General features: G+C 67.3%; 19 protein-coding genes. 9 read left to right on the plus strand and 10 right to left on the minus strand.

Going from position 1 to position 19,358, the window contains the following annotated elements; all coding sequences use genetic code 11:
- Positions 1-18 precede the first annotated feature (18 nt).
- Positions 19-561 (plus strand): hypothetical protein, encoded by a 543-nt coding sequence (locus AQJ46_RS48335; RefSeq protein ID WP_059211732.1) that lies wholly within the window; start codon positions 19-21, stop codon positions 559-561.
- A gap of 147 nt (positions 562-708) precedes the next feature.
- Positions 709-924 (plus strand): hypothetical protein, encoded by a 216-nt coding sequence (locus AQJ46_RS48340; RefSeq protein WP_059211733.1) that lies wholly within the window; start codon positions 709-711, stop codon positions 922-924.
- Positions 925-1,114: 190 nt separating this feature from the next.
- Here AQJ46_RS48340 and AQJ46_RS48345 read toward each other — a convergent pair whose 3' ends face one another.
- Positions 1,115-3,127 (minus strand): helix-turn-helix domain-containing protein, encoded by a 2,013-nt coding sequence (locus AQJ46_RS48345; RefSeq protein WP_107117494.1) that lies wholly within the window; start codon positions 3,125-3,127, stop codon positions 1,115-1,117.
- Positions 3,128-3,209: 82 nt separating this feature from the next.
- Between AQJ46_RS48345 and AQJ46_RS56745 the strand changes: the two genes are divergently transcribed.
- Positions 3,210-3,407, plus strand: coding sequence for a hypothetical protein (locus AQJ46_RS56745; RefSeq protein WP_079072803.1), 198 nt, complete (start codon positions 3,210-3,212; stop codon positions 3,405-3,407).
- Positions 3,408-3,492: 85 nt separating this feature from the next.
- Here the strand turns inward: AQJ46_RS56745 and AQJ46_RS48355 are convergent, their stop codons facing one another.
- The 4 genes from AQJ46_RS48355 to AQJ46_RS48370 all read right to left on the minus strand — a co-directional run bounded on the left by AQJ46_RS48355 (position 3,493) and on the right by AQJ46_RS48370 (position 8,795).
- A complete protein-coding gene (locus AQJ46_RS48355; protein ID WP_159064221.1) occupies positions 3,493-5,568 on the minus strand; it encodes a hypothetical protein in 2,076 nt (691 codons plus the stop codon).
- Positions 5,569-5,599: 31 nt separating this feature from the next.
- On the minus strand, positions 5,600-7,573 hold the full coding sequence (locus tag AQJ46_RS48360) for a hypothetical protein (protein WP_059211736.1): 1,974 nt from the start codon (positions 7,571-7,573) through the stop codon (positions 5,600-5,602).
- Positions 7,566-8,177, minus strand: coding sequence for a hypothetical protein (locus AQJ46_RS48365; protein WP_208617116.1), 612 nt, complete (start codon positions 8,175-8,177; stop codon positions 7,566-7,568). The genes AQJ46_RS48360 and AQJ46_RS48365 overlap by 8 nt, the downstream gene beginning before the upstream one ends.
- 189 nt (positions 8,178-8,366) lie before the next feature.
- Positions 8,367-8,795: a DUF6300 family protein gene (locus tag AQJ46_RS48370; protein ID WP_059211738.1), complete on the minus strand. Its 429-nt coding sequence runs from the start codon at positions 8,793-8,795 to the stop codon at positions 8,367-8,369.
- 196 nt (positions 8,796-8,991) lie between these two features.
- Here AQJ46_RS48370 and AQJ46_RS58070 point away from each other — a divergent pair, with 196 nt between their 5' ends.
- Positions 8,992-9,720, plus strand: a complete 729-nt coding sequence (locus AQJ46_RS58070; RefSeq protein ID WP_225887633.1) for a hypothetical protein — start codon at positions 8,992-8,994, stop codon at positions 9,718-9,720.
- On the opposite strand, the gene AQJ46_RS48380 is transcribed toward AQJ46_RS58070, so the two are convergent.
- From AQJ46_RS48380 to AQJ46_RS48390, 3 genes are all read right to left on the minus strand, one after another.
- Positions 9,713-11,149 carry an AlbA family DNA-binding domain-containing protein gene (locus AQJ46_RS48380; protein ID WP_059211739.1) on the minus strand — a complete coding sequence of 479 codons (1,437 nt, stop codon included), beginning with the start codon at positions 11,147-11,149 and terminating at the stop codon, positions 9,713-9,715. The two genes, AQJ46_RS58070 and AQJ46_RS48380, sit on opposite strands and share 8 nt — an antisense overlap.
- Before the next feature lie 206 nt (positions 11,150-11,355).
- Complete coding sequence (locus AQJ46_RS48385; protein WP_208617117.1) at positions 11,356-12,225, minus strand: recombinase family protein; 870 nt, start codon at positions 12,223-12,225, stop codon at positions 11,356-11,358.
- Positions 12,226-12,375: 150 nt separating this feature from the next.
- Positions 12,376-12,786 (minus strand): winged helix-turn-helix transcriptional regulator, encoded by a 411-nt coding sequence (locus tag AQJ46_RS48390; RefSeq protein ID WP_107117495.1) that lies wholly within the window; start codon positions 12,784-12,786, stop codon positions 12,376-12,378.
- 102 nt (positions 12,787-12,888) lie between these two features.
- On the opposite strand from AQJ46_RS48390, the gene AQJ46_RS48395 reads away from it, so the two are divergent.
- The 3 genes from AQJ46_RS48395 (at position 12,889) to AQJ46_RS55900 (ending at position 16,363) form a co-directional block, all read left to right on the plus strand.
- On the plus strand, positions 12,889-13,584 hold the full coding sequence (locus AQJ46_RS48395; RefSeq protein ID WP_225887634.1) for a DsbA family oxidoreductase: 696 nt from the start codon (positions 12,889-12,891) through the stop codon (positions 13,582-13,584).
- Between the two features lie 182 nt (positions 13,585-13,766).
- Positions 13,767-15,050 carry a hypothetical protein gene (locus tag AQJ46_RS58075; protein WP_059211741.1) on the plus strand — a complete coding sequence of 428 codons (1,284 nt, stop codon included), beginning with the start codon at positions 13,767-13,769 and terminating at the stop codon, positions 15,048-15,050.
- Between the two features lie 185 nt (positions 15,051-15,235).
- Positions 15,236-16,363, plus strand: a complete 1,128-nt coding sequence (locus tag AQJ46_RS55900; RefSeq protein WP_159064222.1) for a hypothetical protein — start codon at positions 15,236-15,238, stop codon at positions 16,361-16,363.
- A gap of 341 nt (positions 16,364-16,704) precedes the next feature.
- On the opposite strand, the gene AQJ46_RS55905 is transcribed toward AQJ46_RS55900, so the two are convergent.
- Both AQJ46_RS55905 and AQJ46_RS55910 read right to left on the minus strand, forming a co-directional pair.
- Positions 16,705-16,863, minus strand: a complete 159-nt coding sequence (locus AQJ46_RS55905) for a PmrA (RefSeq protein ID WP_225887635.1) — start codon at positions 16,861-16,863, stop codon at positions 16,705-16,707.
- Positions 16,864-16,890: 27 nt separating this feature from the next.
- Positions 16,891-17,364: a site-specific integrase gene (locus tag AQJ46_RS55910; protein ID WP_059211742.1), complete on the minus strand. Its 474-nt coding sequence runs from the start codon at positions 17,362-17,364 to the stop codon at positions 16,891-16,893.
- Positions 17,365-17,461: 97 nt separating this feature from the next.
- Here AQJ46_RS55910 and AQJ46_RS48415 point away from each other — a divergent pair, with 97 nt between their 5' ends.
- Positions 17,462-18,394, plus strand: a complete 933-nt coding sequence (locus tag AQJ46_RS48415; protein ID WP_059211743.1) for a transposase family protein — start codon at positions 17,462-17,464, stop codon at positions 18,392-18,394.
- 172 nt (positions 18,395-18,566) lie between these two features.
- Entirely contained in the window at positions 18,567-19,346 is a 780-nt protein-coding gene (locus tag AQJ46_RS48420; RefSeq protein ID WP_059211744.1) for a phosphotransferase, read from the plus strand.
- Positions 19,347-19,358 lie beyond the last annotated feature (12 nt).

Genomic DNA, 19,358 nt, shown 5'->3' on the forward strand with positions numbered 1-19,358 from the left:
CGGGGAGAGGACGAGGCCATGGCGCAGCTGAAGATCCGGGACCTGCACGAACTCCTGCGCCAGGCTCCCCGGCGAGGAGATCTTCAGCAGGACGGTATCCGGCTCGTGTACGACGGCACCGCTCTGCACATGTCCACGGCCGACGCCCCGGACACCGTGATCGCCCGCGTCGACACCTACGGGTTCACCACCGAACCGTGGGACGTGACCGCGTACCGCGCCAGCATCACCAGCACGGAGGTGTGGCTGCGCCTCCTCAACAGGGAGCACGGCGACCACCTCATCGACGTCGCCCCTTTCTGGGCCCAGCGCCCCGCCGCGATCACATTCACCGCGGGCGGGCACACGGCGGCGTTCCCGGCGATCGCCTGTCCGACTGCACCAGCCGACCGCCGGCCGTACGCGGCCGCCGTCGACGGAATCGAGTTCTGGGCAACTGCCGTGACCTGCACGTTTTTTGAGGCCCTCTCAACCCGCAACGTGAGGTCCATCACACACCGGCGTGGCGTATGGGGTACTAGGGGGTGGGGGTGGCGAGGTTCGCCCTCATCCAATGGATGAGGGCGAACCTCGCCACCCCCACCCCCTTAGAAGGCTCCGCGACCTGCCAAAACGCGGTTTGCGATCTTGTTTTCCGTGTCGTGATTCTTGAGCCGTGCCGAGGCGCCCGGCGCACCCACATCACGACAACGGTAGGAAGACTCCACCGTGTTGACGCACCTCGCCAAGCTCACCCAGGTCGTTCCCGCCTTGCTCGGGCTCCTCTGGCTCGTCGCTCTCGCGTCCAATCCGATCGCCCCGTGCGGCCCGTCCGCCGAGCACCCCGCGCAGACCATCACCGACCACCTGCGCGCCATGGCCAACCACGCCCGGGCGGTGGCGGTGCTGATCGCCCGGAAGTCCGGCGCGGGCGGCGACAGATAGGTCGCGCCCCGACGGCAGGCGCCATCCGTCGGGGCACCTCACATCGGCCGTCTGTAGGCGTTTGAGGTGCAGATCGTCGCGACGCACTTAGTTGGCGTAGAGCGGCACCCGGGATGACAGCTTGCCGCGCTGGTGCCCTGGTAGGCACGGCCCCGGTCGAGGAGTTCCGCGCGATCAGGTCCGGGTGCCCTTAACCGTGCCATGGGAGTGTTGGCGTACCGTCCGGGTCCAAGCCGTAGGGCCACAGTCTGTTACTGATTTCCGGCAACTTGGCCAGGTAGGCCAGGGCGAGGGAGAGGCCGTGGTCGACGGCCTGCCGGGCCAGGGCTTCGGCGCCCTCCCGATCCCCGGCCTCCTCCCGCAGCCTGGCCAGGTCGAACAGGGCGCCAGTGTTGCCGTGGTCGGCGGCCTGGCGTAGGAGGGCTTCGGCGCCCTCCCGGTCCCCCGCCTCCTCCCGCAGCTCGGCCAGGCGGAACAGAGCGTCGGTGTGGCCCTGGTCGGCGGCCTGCCGGGCCAGGGCTTCGGCGCCCTCCCGGTCCCCGGCCTCCTCCCGCAGCCTGGCCAGGTCGAACAGGGCGCCAGTGTTGCCGTGGTCGGCGGCCTGGCGTAGGAGGGCTTCGGCGCCCCCGCGATCCCCCGCCTCCTCCCGCATCGCGGCCAGGCGGCCAAGGGCGCCGGTGTGGCCCTGGTCGGCTGCGCGGTGCAGGAGGAGGTGGGCCCATTGCTGGCGGTGCCGGCTCCCGGCTTCGTCGGCGAGGCTCTTGAGATCCTCAGGGTGGGTGAGGTGAGTGTGGGCGGCGTGCCAGAAGGACGCGGGCGGGCACAGGTGGCGGCGGGTGGTGCGGCCGTGTTGTTCAAGGTAGTCGGCGAGCCGGAACACCGGCCCCGCCAAGGCCGGGGCCGGATGGCCGGCCGTGGCGGTGGGGGCGGGCGGGCGTCGTGGGGCCCGGGGGGTGGTGCGGCGCAGGGGGGCCTGTTTGCCGTGAACCAGTTCGGCGAGTTCGGCGAAGGCGCGTTCGGCCCAGTCGTCGGTGAGCTGGTCGTAGTCGGTGTCGGTGAGGTAGTCGGAGGCTGCGTCGGTGAGGAAGGCCTGCGGCAGGTGGAGACCGACGCCGAGGCGGCGTGCGTCCATCGCCGCTTCCAGCAGCGCCCGGGCGGGCGGGGTGGCCTGCTCGTAGCGGCGCAGGAGTTCAGGGACTCCGGCCAGGTCCTGGGTGATCCGTCCGCTGTCACGGGCGCGGGTGAGGGCGTCGGCCAGGAGCCGGTCGCCCTGTCCGGCGAGGGCGGCGGCCTCGGCCAGGGCGTTGGCGTCGAAGGCGTCCGGGACGGCCGTGGTGTGGCCGGCCAGCAGTTCCCGCACCCGGCTGTACGGATCTGGGCCGCCCGGCGTAGGCAGGGCGGTGTATCGGTGGGCGTACTCGGGCCACAAGGTCCCCAGGACCAGGACAGGCCTACGTTCCTCATCGAGCAGCAACTGGTGCACCGCGGCTGCGATCCGTTCACCGTGCGTGGGGTCGCCGAGGTAGTGCTGCGCCTCGTTCAGCCACACCACGGTGCGCGGCCCGACCCGGTGCAACTCCTCCAGTGCCGCCTCCGCGCGGGTGGGGTCGAAGGGGTGCCACAGCCTCCACCCCGCCTTGGCGAGGTCCTGGACAGCCTCCCAGCACGCCCGGGTCTTGCCCGTGGAGGAGGTTCCCACCAGCACCACGATCCGACTGCGGCCCGCATCCGCGTCCCGGACCGCGTCGGCCAGCACCTGGTCATGCGCGCGCGGCACATATTTGGGCAGGACCCGCATCGCGAGCGCCTCCGCGCTGGAGGCGGCCTTGGCCGGGCCGGCCGGGTGGACTTCCAGCTCGTGCGGCTCCCACTGGCCGATCGGCCTGCCCGGCCCCACTACGTGCACTGTGATGGTGCCCGGCTCCTTGGCCGCGGCCCGCTGCAACTCCAAAAGCTCGTCCACCGGCAGCTTCAGGGCACGGGCCAGCGCTGCCACGGTCTGCGCCGACCCGCCACCCCGGAATGCCTCCGAGACGGTCGTACGCCCCAGTCCGGCCCGGGCGGCGAGCTGCGTCTTGTTCAACCCGGCCCGGGCCAGCCCGTCGCTGAGCCTGCTGAGCAGTGCGGTGAGCGCCGCACCGCGGCCATCCTGCTTGTCGTGCACCAGGCCCGCCCCCGAGGTGGTGTGTTCGCCGGTGTTCATATTCCTCCCGCCGAACCCCGGCGTACACCGATTCCACGACCTTCGACCACGTCAACACCCCACCGTGTACAGGGAGCTTGCCGTGACCGTCGCCGTCGTCCTCCTCGCCACCGCACTCATCGTCGTCGTCGCGCTGCTGACCGGCACCGCCGCAGGCAAACTCGCCCGCATGGACGGTGCCACCTACCCCACCGCCCTCACTCGCGCCGCCACCGCCTTCGCCGCCGTCATCACCCTCGCCGCCGCGGTGACCGTGGCCATCGCCACCCTCTTCGCGTAGAGCACCTTCGCCCAGCGAACCTTTGAGCGTTAGCAGCGGAGGCCGGACGCCCGGGCGATGTCGGGGGCATTTTGAGGCCCCTCGGTCAGTGTGAGTAGGTGGATGGGGTGAGGCGGTTGCCGGTGACGATGCCGGCGAGGACGAGCCGGTCGGTGGTGGCGCCGCGGGGGCGGTGGGTGGCCAGCCAGGCGACTTCGTCGACGCGCAGGGTGCCACTGCTGCTGGTCTTGGGAGTGAGGTCGAGGACGAGGAGCTGGCCGAAGGGCGCGTTGGTGTTGGTGTACTCGGCTTCCTGGGTGAGGTACTTGCCCTCGATGTGAGCGCGGCTGTTGTCGTCGGGGTCCTGTTTCATCTCCGTCAGGTAACGCAGTGCTCCGAACTGGACCAGGACGTCGGCGCGGCCCATGCCGACGTTGTTCGTCTCCACCTGAACAATGCTGTGCAAGGGGCCGCTGAGCAGCCATTGGTGGAAGTCGCGCTGCAGGTCTGCCTCTTTGGCCTCACGCTGCCCCTTTTCGGGTTTGCGGCGGTAGTCGTAGGGCGGGTCGTCCTTCTTGCCGGTGCCGAAAATGTGGGTGCGCTCCAGGTCGGTGCGGCTTTTCAGGAACAGGAGGGTCTGGGTGAGCAGCGCGGTGAAAGTCTGTCGGACATCCCCAGTGAAGGCCTCGTGTTCTGACAATCTGACCAGGAAGCTGTCGAGCAGGGGAACGATGACGGGGTCGGTGGCCTTCAGTCGGGCGACATCGCTGTCGTAGGCGATGCCTTCGACGGCAGCGAGAGCCGTATCGTCGAGGCCTTCTGCGAGCCGTAGGGCACGAGAGAGCGGAAGTTTACGGAGCACGGTTGGTGCGATGCGATGGAGCCGCACTCTTCCCGCGTCGGCGTCCGGGTCTTCGCCGTCGGAGTCACCCTGGTCGCTACTGGACGTCTCGTGGTGCTCCCGAGCGTCGATCCGGGCGAGGATCGCTGACGCGGCGGCTCCGTCGAATACCGGGCCGGGGTAGTCCTCGGGGTGCGCTGCGGCGTGCCGCAGCGCACTGAGGAAGGCCTCCTTGCGGAGGAAGCCGTCCTCTACAGCCGGCTCAACCAGCGCGGCCAGACCGGGGGCCAGCTGACTGGTGCCGAGTGGCTGGACGGTGCGGGCAGCTCGGTAGGCGGCGAGGACCGCGTCCACAGCTCGCCAGGAGTCCATCCATACGTCGGCCGCAAACTGTTCCGCAGCGGCCCGCAACTGGAGCAGGAGTTGGGACCAGGCGACCTCGGCGGCCTGGCGCGGCTGGAGCCACGCGGGCTGGTGCGTGCCGTGCAGCCAAGCCCGACGGCGCTCCAGGGCGCGTTCGATCCGGTCGGCAGCCGATGCCACTTGATCGGCGTTGTGCGCGGTGAAGCCGAGGATGGCGTCGCACACGGCGAGGTACGCGGCGGCGTCATCGCGGGCTTCTTCTGCCGCCTCGGCCGCGGCGAAGAGGGAGCGCGCTTCGCTGATGAGGCGGCTCACGTCGGCCAGGTCGGTTGAGGACAGCGCAGTGCGCAGGCGGTCGCAGCCGAGCTCGAACAACGCGTCGACGTCTGCGGCCTCGTCGACGGACAGGTGCTGCAGCAGCTCCCGCACGGCCGTTGAGACGCGGGATTCCTGCTGCGCCCAGCAGTCCAGTGCGACGCCCAGGACGCGGGGGAGACGCTCGAGGAAGTCCTCCGGCCCGTCGGCCGGAAGTTCCTCGAGGATGTCCCAGACCTGGTAGGGGCGGACTGCGTCGGAGGCGGCGAGTCTGACGGCGCCCTCCAGGCGGGCGGCGGCTAGGAGGGGCCCGCGCTCGACCTGTTCGGTGAGCCCGTCGAGGAGTGCACCGTTGAGGGGGTTGGCGAGCGCCTTGGCAGTGGCAGGGCTGCCCAGGAGGGTTTCCAGCGACGAGGTAAGGGCCAGGACGCTGCTCTGCTGGGCGAACCCCGTGGGAAAGGCGGCGGCTGCCTGCTTCCATGCGCCGTCCGCGGCGTCGTAGGCGTGAACAATCGCTTCGGCCAAGAGGGGGGCCAGTGGGCCGGCCGCGACTTCAGGCACTTGGTCGAGCAACGTGTCCGCGGGCAGGCCGATGTCCTCGAACGTGATCGTGCGGGTTCCCGTGGTGGCCAGGTCGCTGAGGCGCTCGGCGAGCTGCGTCATGTCCCCCTCTCCCTCCACCTTCATATTCGTGTCACCACAGTGGCCGGCCCTCTGCCGCTTCGGTGATCCTGTCAGGAGGCAGAACGTCGTGGGCCAGGCCGAAGTCCGCGGTGGTGACCAGTACCTGCAACTGATTCGCCTCCGCCACGGCGTTCAGCTCGTGCAGCAGGAGGTGGATGTCGACATCCTGGATCTCTTCGGCCTTGGGGCTGTCGATCAGCAGGAGACCCGGGTGGGTGGAGACCTGGTGTGCCGCGCCCACACGCAGGAGTGCCACGATCACGGCGATCCGCAGTCTCAGCCGTTCGCCGGGCACCTGGTCGGTGAAGCTGCGCACGTGCTCGCCGTCCGAGGTCACGTCGAGGTGCGCTGCGCGGTCGATACTCACCGACTCCAAGCCGGCGAAACCGAACTTGCGCCCGAGGTCGGCAATCTCTTCGTTGAGGTCCGCGAACAGCTTGTCCGCTTCCTTCGCGTGATCGTCCTCCAGCGTCTTCGCACCGGCACGCAATACCTTGATCGCCAAGTCTTCGGCCGGATCATCGGGAGAGTCAGGCAGCTCGGGCAGAACGCTCAACGCGCCCTCCAGACGCAGCACTTCGTCTCGAGCCTTGGCGTATTCCGGCACCCGGGCTGCCGCATCCGCCCGCCGCAGCTTTTCCTGTGCCGCGTTCAGTTCCCCTGACAGGCGATTGAGCTCGGTCTCCGCCTGCTCCAATGCGTCCCTGGCCGCCTGTTCGGCCTGGGTGCTGGCTTGGAGGCGTTCTTCGGCCTCGGCCAGGACGTCTTCGGAGTCCTCGTCATCACCCTCGACGGGGCGTGCGCACACGGCGCAGCTGTGTGCGTCGATCTCCAGCTGACGCCGTTCCGCAGCGATGTCCTGATCGCACCGCGGGCACGTTGTGGGGTCCAGGCCGTGGAACAGCTGACGGGCGATCGCGCTTTCGCGGACATCGTTGAGCAGCTTCTCGTCGCGCTGCCGCTGCCCCTTGGCCTGCCGGTGGACCCGCATCAGGTCGTCCCACGCCTGCTGGCTGTCCGCCCACGAGGTCGCCAGTCGCATCGTGGTCGCGGCCAGATCAGCCAGCGACTCTTGATCGGAACCAGCTGATCCTGCTGACAGCTGCTCCAGACGGGCACGGGCTGCTGCCAAATCCTCCTCGGTCTGCTGGCGCTGCGCCGTTCGCTCTTCCTGCGCCGTTTTCGCTGCGCTCTGCCGGCGCTTGCGAGCCGTGGCCATCAGTTCCGCCTGCGTTTTGACCTTGGTCAGCACACCGGCGGCCGGCAGGTCGAGGAACACCTGCAGAAGGCGTCCCGGCAGACCGCTCATGAGTACATCGCCCAGCAATGCGGGGGAGCGGGCCGCCGGCAGGTACAGGGCGCCGAAGTAGGCGGGCCACCCGTGGGCCACGGCAGACGTCCCCTGTTTGGCACTGACGAGAGGATGCAGGTCCATCCACTTCATCATCAGCGCCTGTACCTGTTCGGCGTAGCTCTCCGAGCTCGCGGCGCGAAACAACGGCAGCACTCCCTGCGCCGGGTCCGGAGCACGGAGAGTCTCCAGCACGGCCAGATCCGGCCCGGCAAACGCGACCGCGGAAGTGATTTCCTCGTTGTCCAGGTCCAGCCGGAAGGCCATCGGCTGGCCGGCGACCGTGGCGTCGAGGTCCACCTCACACAGCCAGTGGATGGCGCCGCTCTTCTCCCGCGGAGTGCCCCGAAGACACCACGTCACCAGTTCCAGCACGCTCGACTTTCCACGCAAGTTCGATGCCACCAGGGCGGTCAGCCCGTCGCCGAACCTGAACGTGGTGTTGAACGGGCCGGGTTCAAGGGCTCCGGTGCGCACCCCCGCCACCCGCAGCCGGTGAATCCGCAACGGTCGCGGCCGCGCGGGAGGCGCACCCAGCGGAATGCCCTGGGACTCGAACACCGCCCGCACGTCATCGACCGTCACCTTCGCGCGCGCGGCGATCCGATTCTCCAGCGCAACTTCCTCAGCCATGCTCCCCCGCTTCCGCATCCCCGTCCTGTGCCTGCTTACGCAGTTCTTCCAGCCGCGCTCGCGCTCGCACGCGCACCGAACCGATCCGATCACCGCGGGCGGCCTCGGCGTACTCGCGCTGCAGGTACTGCTGTTTCTTCAGCTGGTTGCCGCCACGTCCGTCGGCCAGATCCAGCACCAGCTGAACCCGGTCCACGTAGTACTGAAAGGCGGGTGCCTCCTGAATCGCCTCGCGTGCGACCGTCCGCCCGGCCTCCAGCAGGAAGTAGTCGTGCTGCCGTACCCGGTTGACGGTCCCGCGTCGGCGACGAGCCACCAGACCAGCACTGCGCAGCACGGCGAGGGCGTCGTCCAACGGTTCGTACGCCCCGAAGTGGTGCCGCAGCATCGGATAGCACCGCACCTCCGGCTCCTCGGAATCGAGAATGCGGCCGGCCAACTCCAGCAGGCGGGCCTCGGTGGTCGCCTCATACTTCGTCAGCAGCTCATCGGCGAGATAGTCAGGATTGCGGAGCCAGAAGTCCAGCTTCTGCAGGCGGACCTGAGTGCGGACAACTCCCACAGCTGATTCCAGTCCTGGGTCAGCTCGCTCGACGTCGGACACGGGCTCACACGCCCCGTCGATGAGCAGCAGGAGCCGCACGGCATCCTGCTCCCGGCTCGTCACCCGCTCAGCGGCCTCGGGATTGGGTAGTCCTTGATCCACCGCCCCAAGGTATCGCCTGGTAGCCGTACCTGTACCCTCCGCGTACGAAAGTGGCTGTGCGTCCGCCGCCTCCACGACGGAGAGCGTTCAGCCCCTTCCGCGCGGGGTGAGACCGCGTGGGGGAGCCGGGCTTTCCGGAGGCGCGAGCTGAGGTGCTCGGGCCCAGCCGTGGGCGTGCATGGTCTCGGTCTCCCAGTCCTCGAACAACTGGGGGAGCGCCTTCGGATCGCGGTCGGCGTCGCGGTGCCATCGGATGAAGGCTCGGGCTGCGGGCCGGTGCCCGTCGCAGGCCGGGCAGAGCTCCATCCACACACCAGTCATGAGGGGCCCGTGCCAGTACAGAAGGAGTTCGCCTCCACACCGTGAACAGGGCCGGGCCGACTGATCCTCCTCACGATCGGAGGGATGCAGGCGGGCCAGCTCTTCGTCGCTGACGTCGTCAAGACTGCCGTCGAGGTTGCCGATGCGGCAGAAGTCGCCGTCGGGCCGCACGAGGTATCGCCAGGTGAAGGACATGCAGTCCCCTTCCCGTGGAGCAAGACGCGAGACCTACCGTCTGTCCGATTCGTGACCTGCGTCAAGAGGTGAGACGCATGTGCGCACGGGTCCGAGGCCGTGCTTCAACGTCGAGTCCTGCATGGTAGGCCTCGCCGACGGGTGAGAACGCACTGTTCCCCGGCATGCGCCGGCCGGACAGAACTACGCTGGCACGGTGACCCTCTTGGCGCCCCAGATTGCCCAGCTGCCTGCCGATCCATCGCTGATCAGCCTCGCTTACCACCACGAACACCCCGTCCAGGCGTACGAGTTCGAGAACACGCTGGAGGTGTGGACGGTGTCCGCCCGGATCGACGCGGACGTCCTGGCAGAGGACCTGGCCGCCTACAGCGACATGGACCAGGAATCGCTGGACGCGGTCCAGGACGTCACGGTGGGCCGCATGTCGTTCGTGCGGGTACGGATGTTCGGCCCGGACCATCCATGGGAGGCGATGGACTCCTACACCGGCGATGTCTCCCGCATCGGCGAGGTGGTCCTGGACGTCGCTGACGGCCGATGGGAGCCGGCCTTCGAGGCCGCACTCGCACACCCGGTCGGTGACCTGCTCATCATGGACCGGGTCATCCTGGAACCCTCGTGGCGCGGCCTGGGCCTGGGCCCGGTCTTGGCAGGCGCCGCGATCCGGCGCCTCTCGCAGGACTGTGTCGCGGTGGCGTGCGAGCCCGGATCGGCCGACGGCCGCGAGCTCACCGAGGAACAGCATCGCGAAGCCGCCGCCAAACTGAGCCGCGTATGGGAGCGGATCGGCTTCGAACCCTTCCAGGACGGCGTGCACATCCTGGACTGCCACCTGCAGCGGCCCCAGGACCTCCTTGCCGAACGCCAGGAAGAGTTCACCGCGCTGTGCCGCGCCTGGCGGGAGCACCGGTCGGTCAGGTGACAGCGAGTTCGGGGTGCTCCGCGTCAGGCGGAAGGGTCACACCGAGCTGATCCACGGGCATCCGGAACGCCTCCTCGTGCCGGCCGTCGAGGTTCGTGCAGGTCGCGGTCCAGCGAAGAGCGGCGGCTCCGTCGGTGGAGGGACAGCCGTACACCACGACCGGGGGCAGCAGCACGTTCGCGTGAGCGCGCAGGTCCACGGGAGGGTACGTGATCACGAGGCCCTCTTCCGACGATGTGTACTCGGGCAACCGCGAGACCGAAGGACCTCGCCTCGCCGCGGGCAGCCCAATGGAGGGGATGCCCGCCGAGACTCCCATCCTTGCGGCGAGCGTCTTGCTCCCGAACGGCGCCGGAGGCTCCGGCCAGGGAATTTCGCTCAAGTCCGGGAGAACGTCGGGGATCCGCACGATGGCCCGGTATCCCGGATCCAGCGTCGCGATCAACTGCACCTGGCGGAGCATGGCATCGGACCGGTTCTCCAGCCGCAGGACCAGCGGATCCCGCCGCAGCGCCGCTGCCTGCTCCAGCATCGGTGCCAGTCCGGCCCGGCACTTCTCCAGGTAGGCGTCCACCTCCTCCCGGTACTCCTGCGGCGTACGGAGCTCGCGCGACAGGGTGTGAGACAGGGAACTGGCGGCCACCTCCCGGAGCCGCAGCAGCCCGTCGACGGCCTGCTGTTGCTTGTCGGAAAGGGCCACACCTTCCCGTTGCCGACGCGGTCGCTGCTCGGCCTGAGGGAGCGACGCCAGCAGTGCACGACGCCGCCTCTCTACGAGGGTCTCGATCACGGAATCGGCGACCGCCACGTTCACCGCGGAGCCACCCGCGACCGCGAGACCGAGCTCCATCGCGGGCCCGCCTCGCAGCCCGCTGTTCACCAGCTGGTACACGGTGTCCGGGGGCAGGTAGCGCGTGTCGTCGCCGTGCCGCTTGGGGATCGTGACGCCGCCTGTGACGAGCTTCCCGTTCTCGTTCAGGGTCTTGGTGACCAGCGCCCAGCGAGCGCTCTCCGGGAGCGCCTGCACTTCGATCACCAGATAGCCGAGGTCAGGGTCACCGGGATCGTCGTACCAGGAGAACTCGATATCGATGGACGGGCGTACGAGGTCGGCGATGACCGCCTTGTACCGTTCGGTGTTGACCAGTCTCTTCGCGAAGGGGACCGGCTCCACCACGGCCTCGTGTAGGTCTGTCGGCCGCCGCGTCGCTTTGAAGCCGCACACGAGCAGACCGCCGGCCGCGTTGGCGAACGCCGCGACGTCCTTGGCCAGCTCGTACTTCTTTGATTCGAGGCTGAGGTCGTACGGTCCCTTGGGCCCCACTCCCTTGAAGTCCACCCACTCGGACTCCGGCATCCCCACCACTGCTTCGGGCTGCTGTTGGGCGAGCAGGGTGACGATCCTGACGCGGCTGTCGACGACGGTCATGAGGGGCAAGCCTACTGAGCGTTCGAGCCGGTCACTGGCGTCTCAGCTCCCGGTCGGTTCCACGCCGCAGGCCGAGTGGCCTTACCCAGGAAGCGGGAACAGCACGGCAGAGGCCACCAGTCCGTCCCACATGGGCGATAGGGGCCCCGGACCCCCAATAGGCCCTGGAGTCCTAGCTCAGACACCAGCCGCAAACTAGCCGGTGATCACGTGGCTGCCGTCGTGGCGGCCTGTTCGTCGTGTTCGCGCAGCATCCGCATGACGGTGGCGGGCGAGGGGTGCTGGCCCTTCTTCACGCCCGTGGTGATGACGAGCCGTTTGGCGATGTCGCGCAGGCTCATCTCCTGGTCGCGCAGGTGAAGGGCCATGGAGAGCATGGACTCGTCGGTGACGCCCGCGCCGCCGATGGTCTTGCCTCGCTTGCGGGCGGACTCGTGGCCTTCGAGGGTGCGGTCGCGGATGTACTCGCGCTCCATGCCCGACATCGCCGCGAGCACCGTGAACACGATCCCGGAGGGATCGTGCGAGCCCTTGAGTTCCCCGGTGAGGAACTCCAGACCGACGTCGCTCGCCTTCAGTTCCTCGGCGAGCATGGCGAGTTCGATGCCGCGACCGAGTCGTTTGTGTTCGTGGACGACGAGGGTGACGGCGACGCCGGAGGAGCGGATCTCCCCGGCGAGCTTCACAGCGGCCTCCAGTTCGGGGCGCAGGGTGGCGCGGGTGGAGATCTTCTCCGAGAAGACGCGCGTCACTCCGGCCTCGGTGAGGGAGTCGAGTTGTGCGTCGAGGGACTGCCGGGCGGTCGAGGTGCGGGCGTATCCGAGGCGGACGTGCCCGACTGGTTCGGCGCCGGCGCTCACCGGCCGGGGCAGCTCCGTCCAGACCGACCCCGGCTTGCGTATGGCGGGAGTCGGCACGCTCAGGGCCTTGGCGAGTTGGGGCGCGAGGCGGAAGCGGGCGGTGTGGTACTGGATGGCCACCTTGTTCTTGCCGGTCCGGCACGGGGAGCCCGCGGGGGCGGCACAGGTGGACATCGGGCAGTCGTGCGATTCCGCGCGCTTGAAGTCGTTGCTCACGACCCCGGACCGTTTCATGAGGGTGTTTCAGATGTCCAGTCGTTTGCAACAACTCATGAAACATGATCGCCGCAGGTGGCCGACCGCCCGGCTGGGTGTTTCATGAGCGACCACCTATGAAACATGCCCCGCTCCCGGGTGCCGTGCCCGTCAGGATCCGAGGGTTGCGGCGCGGTCGCGGTTGGCGCGGATTTCGTCGTGATGGTCGGCGGCCCAGCCGATCAGGGTCGTGACGATCCCGTGCAGGCTGCGGCCCAGCGGGGTGAGGGTGTACTCGACGCGCGGGGGTACTTCGGCGTAGGCGGTGCGGGTGATCAGGCCGTCCTGCTGGAGCTGGCGCAGGGTGAGGCTGAGCATGCGCTGGGAGATGCCGGGGACCTGGCGTTGCAGGTCGGTGTAGCGCAGCGGGCCGGACTCAAGGACGGCGATCAGCAGCAGGCTCCATTTGTCGCCGACGCGGTCCAGGATCTGCCGGATAAATGCCATCTGGTCTGCGGGAATGGCCGCGCACGGCCCGATCGCCGCAGCTCCCACGATGCCGGCCCCGCTGGTCGTCCCCATGACGCACATTCCTCTCCGGCACGCACACGGGTGTGCCTTTTGTAACGGCTTCCATACTGGTCCATCATGGCGTTACGCACAAGTCGTAGGAATTGGAGCTCCATGGTGAAGGTAGATATTTGGTCCGAGGTGACCTGCCCGTGGTGCGGTCTGGGCAGCCACCGTGTGGAGCGAGCCCTGGCACGGTTCGAGCATGCCGACGAGGTGGAGGTGGTCCACCACTCCTTCCCGCTCGGCGGCGTCCCCGAGGGAAGCACCTTCTCCGTCCGTGACTTTCTTCTGCGCAAGCACGGCGCCGAGGCGGCGGCCCAGCAGATCGAGGCGCTGGCGCACAGCGAGAGCCTGAGCCCGTACCGGGTGCTGGACAACCAGGTCGGCAACACCGACCTGGCCCACGAATTCCTCGCCCACGCCTCCGCCCAGGGCAGGAACCGCGAGGCATGGGACACGATCTTCCGCGCCTACTTCGGCAAGGCCCAGCCCGTCTTCTCCCTGGAGGACCTGCTGAAGCTCGCGGACGAACTCGGCCTGGAGCGCGAGCAGACCCGCCAGGTTCTCGAACGGCGCCGCTACCGGCAGCAGGTGCAGGACGATGCCCGCCAGGCCCAGCGCCTGGGCGCGCGCGGCGCCCCGTTCATCGTCATCGACGGCCGCTACGGCGTCCCCGGCGCACAGGACAGCGACACCCTGCTCGACCTGCTGCGCACGGCCTGGACCGACACCCACCCGCTCACCCCCGCCGCCGGCGACGCCCCGGTCTGCGGCCCCGACGGCTGCGCCGTCCCCGAGCGCACCTGACCCTGCCGCCCCCCTTGTTCTCCAGACTGCCGCGTGTCTCATGAGACATGCGGCCTCACGAGTTCAGGGGCTCCAGATGCCCAAATCGGGGTGTGACGGACAGTGTGTCAACGTAGGGTGAGAGTGACTGCTGCGTCGGGCCAGCAGGGTGAGTTTGTCGGGTTGGTGAAGCTTTGACCTTTATGACCGATGCCGAGCTGTGCCTGGGCCTTTCACGGCATCTCTCCGCCTACCAGATGAGTCCAGAGCGGGCTGCCCTTGAGCAGCTCGAATTCGCGGGCTGGACGTTGGATATGGCGTTCCGTCTGGAGGGCAGCACGACCAGTAGTGCCCGCCGGGTTCAGGCGATTGGACTCGACGTCGGTGTTGGGGCACGCAACCTCAAGGCTGTGCTTGCGACGATGGAAGGTCTTGATTGGATATCCATCGAGCGTGATGACACCCAGAAGTTGGTCTCTATCACGGAACGAATCCCAACTCGTGGTGATCTCATACTGGCCGCGCCAGCGCTGCTTCGGGCCATCATGGTGACTCCCGTGGAGAGCGCAGCGCTGGCTCTGCTGCGGGCCACTGCCCTGCAGCCGCTTCTGATCGATGATGCGCTTCAGGCAGCTGCGGACGCGGATGGTGTTGAGGGCGACGATGAGTGCGTGGAATCCGCTTTGCGACACCTGACGCATACTGGTTTGGTCCGGCGTGTCGGGGCTGCGGATGGTCGGGAAGTTCTCTATAACCCGAACATTTGGGTTCAGGGTGATTCGATCGCGGAGGCTGCTCTTCGAGCCGCTGATGCTAGAGCGACTCCAGAGGTGACGGCGCTCCTGCAGGAGCTTGCGGAAAGCCCTGGAATGCCTGAAGAGCACGTCACCTCGACTGAACGTAAGTGGGTCGATTTCGCAGTATCGCAGAACTTGGTGCAGCGGTCGGTGGTCCAGACGTCGGACGGCGGCGTGGAAAGAGGGTTTCTTTTCACGCCCCACCTCGGGCGAGATCCCTTTGGTGGAAACATCGCGGACGTTTCTGGGCATGTCCGTCAGTTGGTCGGCTCGATGATGTATGCGGCCACGTATGCCGAATACAAGCTCAACGCCCCAGAGCAGTTCCTGCGGTCTCTGATCAATCGAGGAGTCGCTGGCAACGCGTCCCCCATCGGGACCGATTACCCGATGCTGGAAAAGGCTGGCGTGGTGCGGGTCGTTGACGGGTATGGTGCGGGAAGGTATAGCCTTCAGTTGTTGCAGCCTGAAGTTGCTCACGATGCGCTGAAGATGCTCGATGCTCGCGAAGGGACGGGAACGGAGAGCTCTGATATCGCAGCGTTGCGGGCTCAGCGGGCATATGTACACGTCGAAAAAGAGCGTGCGCGTTTGGCTTTGACCACGGGCATAGATGAGGTAGAACAGGCAAGGCTCATCGCGGCCCTCCGCGAGGTGCCGGTTAAGCGCATGTTTGGTGGTCGAGGGTGACTTCTGAAGAGTCTCCGAAGAGCGCATCGTCCAGGTCGACTGGCGGGGGGAACGAGGCCCGCCGCAGGCCTGGACGTCCTGCGCGGGGGCGAACCGCTCCTGGGACAGCGCCCTCCGAGACTGTGGGAGGCGAGCTTGAGCGGCGGGTAGCGAGACTGGAGTTCGCCGAGGGGGCTCACACGCGCTTGCGCATTCCTGTGCCAGCAGAGGAAGCAGATGCTGGTCGCGCAGTACTCACTGACATCGATATCCTTTCCTTGGATGTCGATTCACGCTTGCGGCTTTCACGGTCCAGCCTCGAATGTAAGAGCGGAAAAGGGCAGAGCGGCGAGCCGGATACCATTCTTTGGCTCGTTGGATTCAAGCAACTACTGAAACTGGATCGAGTAACGCTTGTTCGTCAGATCGTAAGTCCGCGTGGTCAAAGTTTGGCACGCAAGCTGGACGTAACAGTTATAGACGAAGCGACAGTGGCACGCCGCGAGAAGGCTCACGCCTGGATGCCGGCGAGATTTGCGCATCTGGATGGACCAGCTTGCTTGGACGCAGAGTCCAGGACCACTGGCCAACTCAAGGGACTTCCGGATATCCCTGCCGGGCTGGCTAGATTCCTGCGCGGAGACGCATTGCTCGCCGGTTCACCCAATCTGCTTGCCGCAGTGCAGGCGTTCGGCGTTGCCGTTGGAAAGCAAGGGGTCCTTCCTGAGCCCGCTGCCGGAATACTTTCTGGGCATTCTCTGATGGCGATCCTGCTGGCAGGTATCCAGGATGCTGGGCGCTTGGATTCCTTTCCCATCAGTTCTCTTCGGAGTCGCCTTGCGAGTGCGCTGACGGTAGGTGACCCCGATGACACCTATGTATTGCCGATGCTGGAAAAGGCCGACGCGCTCATCCGGTTTATCCAAGATCGAACCCATAAAGCCTATGTTGATGCTGGGGCGGAGCCGATCAGGCTGGACGTTCCCTCTCTGAGGGACGCGATTGCTTCAACTCCTCCCTATGTTGACTATTATCTCAATTTTGTTGAGCGTCTGAGGGAGAATCCTCAAGTGGCGAGCGGATTGCTGCAGACCGCCGAGCTCGCCTGCTTCGATGCCTTGTTGGGGGATAGTGCGTGGAAGTCAGATTCCTTCTCCCACCTGTTCACCACGGAACATAAGGGCCTCCTTTTGGTCGCCTTGAAGTGTCTGGAAGAAGTCGCGGGCGCGCAGGTAGCTTCCTCGCTGCGTGATATTCATGACCTCCCGTTCCGAGGGTCCGCTGGGAAAGTTCCTGACCGTCGAGAGCCTTTTGGTCAGCCGACTCTTTATTGAGGGATGGTTCGGCCTTATTTGTCATTGGGGCCAAGCGAGGCTAGTCTTTCGACGACGTCCTTGCCCTCGGCGAAGCCGCTGCTCCAGCTTCGCTATCACTACCCAGGTAGCTCGCGCTTGGCTGAGAGGGAAGAGTGGAACGACGGCGGCTGAGCGGTTGTCTGCATGCTCGCGGAGGCGGTCCGTCTTCCCGAACCGCTGGCTCGGCTCCTGGCCGACCTCACCGCCTCCGGGCTGGAGTGCCAACCACCCGAACAGATGGCTGTTCCCCGGGACGGGACCTGGTCGGCACCTCTCCAGTAGGAGGGCAGCCGGAATACGCCAGAAACGTGCCGTAGGGATCAACCCCGACGGCGGGCGGCGGGGTCGCGCTCAGCGACGTGCCGGGCGACCGCGTCGACGCCGGGGCGAGCGTAGCGTTCCAGGGACCGTACGGAGGCGTGGCGGGAGCGGGCCAGCAGCATCGGCGTGGACGTGCCGGTCTCCGCGTCGTGCGTCAACGCACTGTGCCTGAGCCGGTGCAGTGTTCATCCCGCCAGGTCCTCGACGTCCTCGGGCCGGGCAAGCGGGTTCGCCAGCAGCCGGGTGGACTCCTCGAAGATCTCCTCCCCCCGGCGGTAGAAGAGCCGGGCCCGGCTGGTCTCCTCGCACACGTCCAGCGTCGCGGTTCCGGCTGGGGCCTTGCGGTCGGTGAGGAACAGCGGGCCGCGGGTGCGGCGGGCGATGAGGCGGGGCAGGAGCTGGGCGGTGCCGGACTGCCAGTGGATCCACTCGGTCGCGCCGCCCTTCGCGGTGATCTTGCCGCGCTTGTCCTGCGGGTACAGGTCTTCCACGTTCAGGCACAGGACCTCGTCGGCCCGTGCGGCGGACTCGTAGAGCATCTTCCAGAAGGTCTTCTCACGCAGTGAGAAGTCCAGGCGCCACAGGGCAGCTATCTGATTCTCCGCTAAGGGCCTGCCGGAGAACAACATGTGGGCGAGCAAAGCGTTGACCTGCGACATCAAGGCCAGAAACCCGCAACTTAATTCTCGGCAGGCCCTAACGACCTCGTGCACGATTGGCCGTGGCTCAGCGTTCAGGTAGCTCGTTGAACAGGGCATGGTGGGGGCTGGGGCGCGTGAGTTGATCGTGGCGGAGTACCGGATCACCGGGCTGTCGCCGACGGTGATCGCTGAACTCGTCGCTGAGGTAGGGCCGTTGTGGCACGAGCTGCATCAGGCCCGGCTTACCTCTCGGCCACGGCAGCGGGCGGTAGGAGCCGGGGCGAAGCACAAGTTCGTCTTCATCGATCGGCTGTTGGCCACGCTGGTGAGTCTGCGCCACGGCACCACGCACGACGTGCTGGCCTGCTGGTTCGGCGTGGACCGCTCCACCATCACCCGCGCCATCGGCGAGGTGCGGCCCCTGCTGGCGCAACGGGGCTGCACCGTCGCCCGGGGCATCCGGCTGCGCACTCTCGCCGAGGTCATCGAGTACCTGAGCGCCGGCGGGACCGGCATCATCGACGGCACGGAGGTCCGCGTGCGACGCCCGGCCGCAGGCCGAAAGGACCGGGACAAATTCGTCTCCGGCAAGACCAAACAGAACGCCGTGAAGTCCATGGTCCTCACGGACGCCGAGGGGCGCGTACTGTTCTGCAGCCCGGTCCGGCCCGGCAGTTGTGCCGACATCACCCAGGCCCGGCAGCTGGGACTGGCCCAGCTCCTGGCCGACGGCCCGTTCCTCGAGGTCCTCGCGGACGCCGGCTACCAGGGTATGGGCGCGCAGACCGGCGGACGCGTGCTGACACCACCACATCGCAAGTTCAAGAAGAACGCTCCAGCCTGGTACGAGGAAAGGCACGAGCAGCAGCGCAAGGCACACACCTCACGACGCATCCGCGTCGAGCACGGCATCGCACACCTCAAGAACTGGCGGGCTCTCGCCCGGCACCTTGGCCGCCGCGAACACATGAGTGACATCGTCCAAGCCATCGCCGCACTGCTCTCACACCAGCAGACCGCCACCCTCGACCACGGCCTTCGAGCGTGAACACCGACAACGCCACACACCTCGACGTGCCACGGCCAACCGTGCACGAGGTCGTAAGGGCTGTCCCGTAACTGGCGGCATGACCGTATATGTTGTCAGCCGGACGTGGGACGCGGGTCTGGCGCGCTGATATTCAAGGCGCCTACTGAGGTAGCCGGACTACGCTGGCCGAGTGATTGAGGACGGTTCCACTGACCGCGGCAGTGTCACGACAGTGCGACGGATCGGCGCGACGATCCGTAGGCCGACAGGCGCGTGGACACCTGCCGTACACGCCCTGCTGAGCCACCTGGAGGCGGTGGGATTTAGCAGGGCTCCCCGCGCGTTGGGCACCGACGGCACCGACGAGGTGCTGTCGATGCTCTATGGCGAGCCCGCATTCACGCCCTGGCCAGAAGCTTTGCGCTCCTCACACGGAGTTGGTGAGCTGGGCCGCTGGCTGCGGGGATACCACGATGCCGTCCGGACCTTCCGGCCGCCGGTCGATGCCCACTGGCAGGGCCAGGAAGAAGAGTGGCAGCCAGGCATGGTGATCCGACACGGAGACCTCGGGCCATGGAACTCGATCTGGGACGGTGGCCAGCTCATCGGCTTCATCGATTGGGACTTCGCGGCACCCGGCCACGCCATTGACGACTTGGCCCAGCTCGCCTGGTACGCCGTCCCGCTGCGGCCCATGGAGCAGCAGCGACGGGCGTCGGTCACTGGCTCCAGCACCCTGCAGGCCCGCCTTCATGCGCTCTGTACTGCTTACGGGGAACAGCCTGTAGCTGTGATCGAGGCGCTGGACGCCCTTCAGTCCCGCGAGGCCGCGCGCATCGAACGCCTCGGCAGGCAAGGCACCGAGCCATGGGCGACCTTTCTCGTCCGCGGTGACGCGGCTGAGATGTTGGCCGAGCAGTGCTGGATCCGCTCGGAGAGCGACGCACTCTTGGGCACTGGGCGCAAGTGAAAGCCTTCTCCG

This window comes from Streptomyces canus, from assembly GCF_001514145.1.
GTDB lineage: Bacteria > Actinomycetota > Actinomycetes > Streptomycetales > Streptomycetaceae > Streptomyces > Streptomyces canus.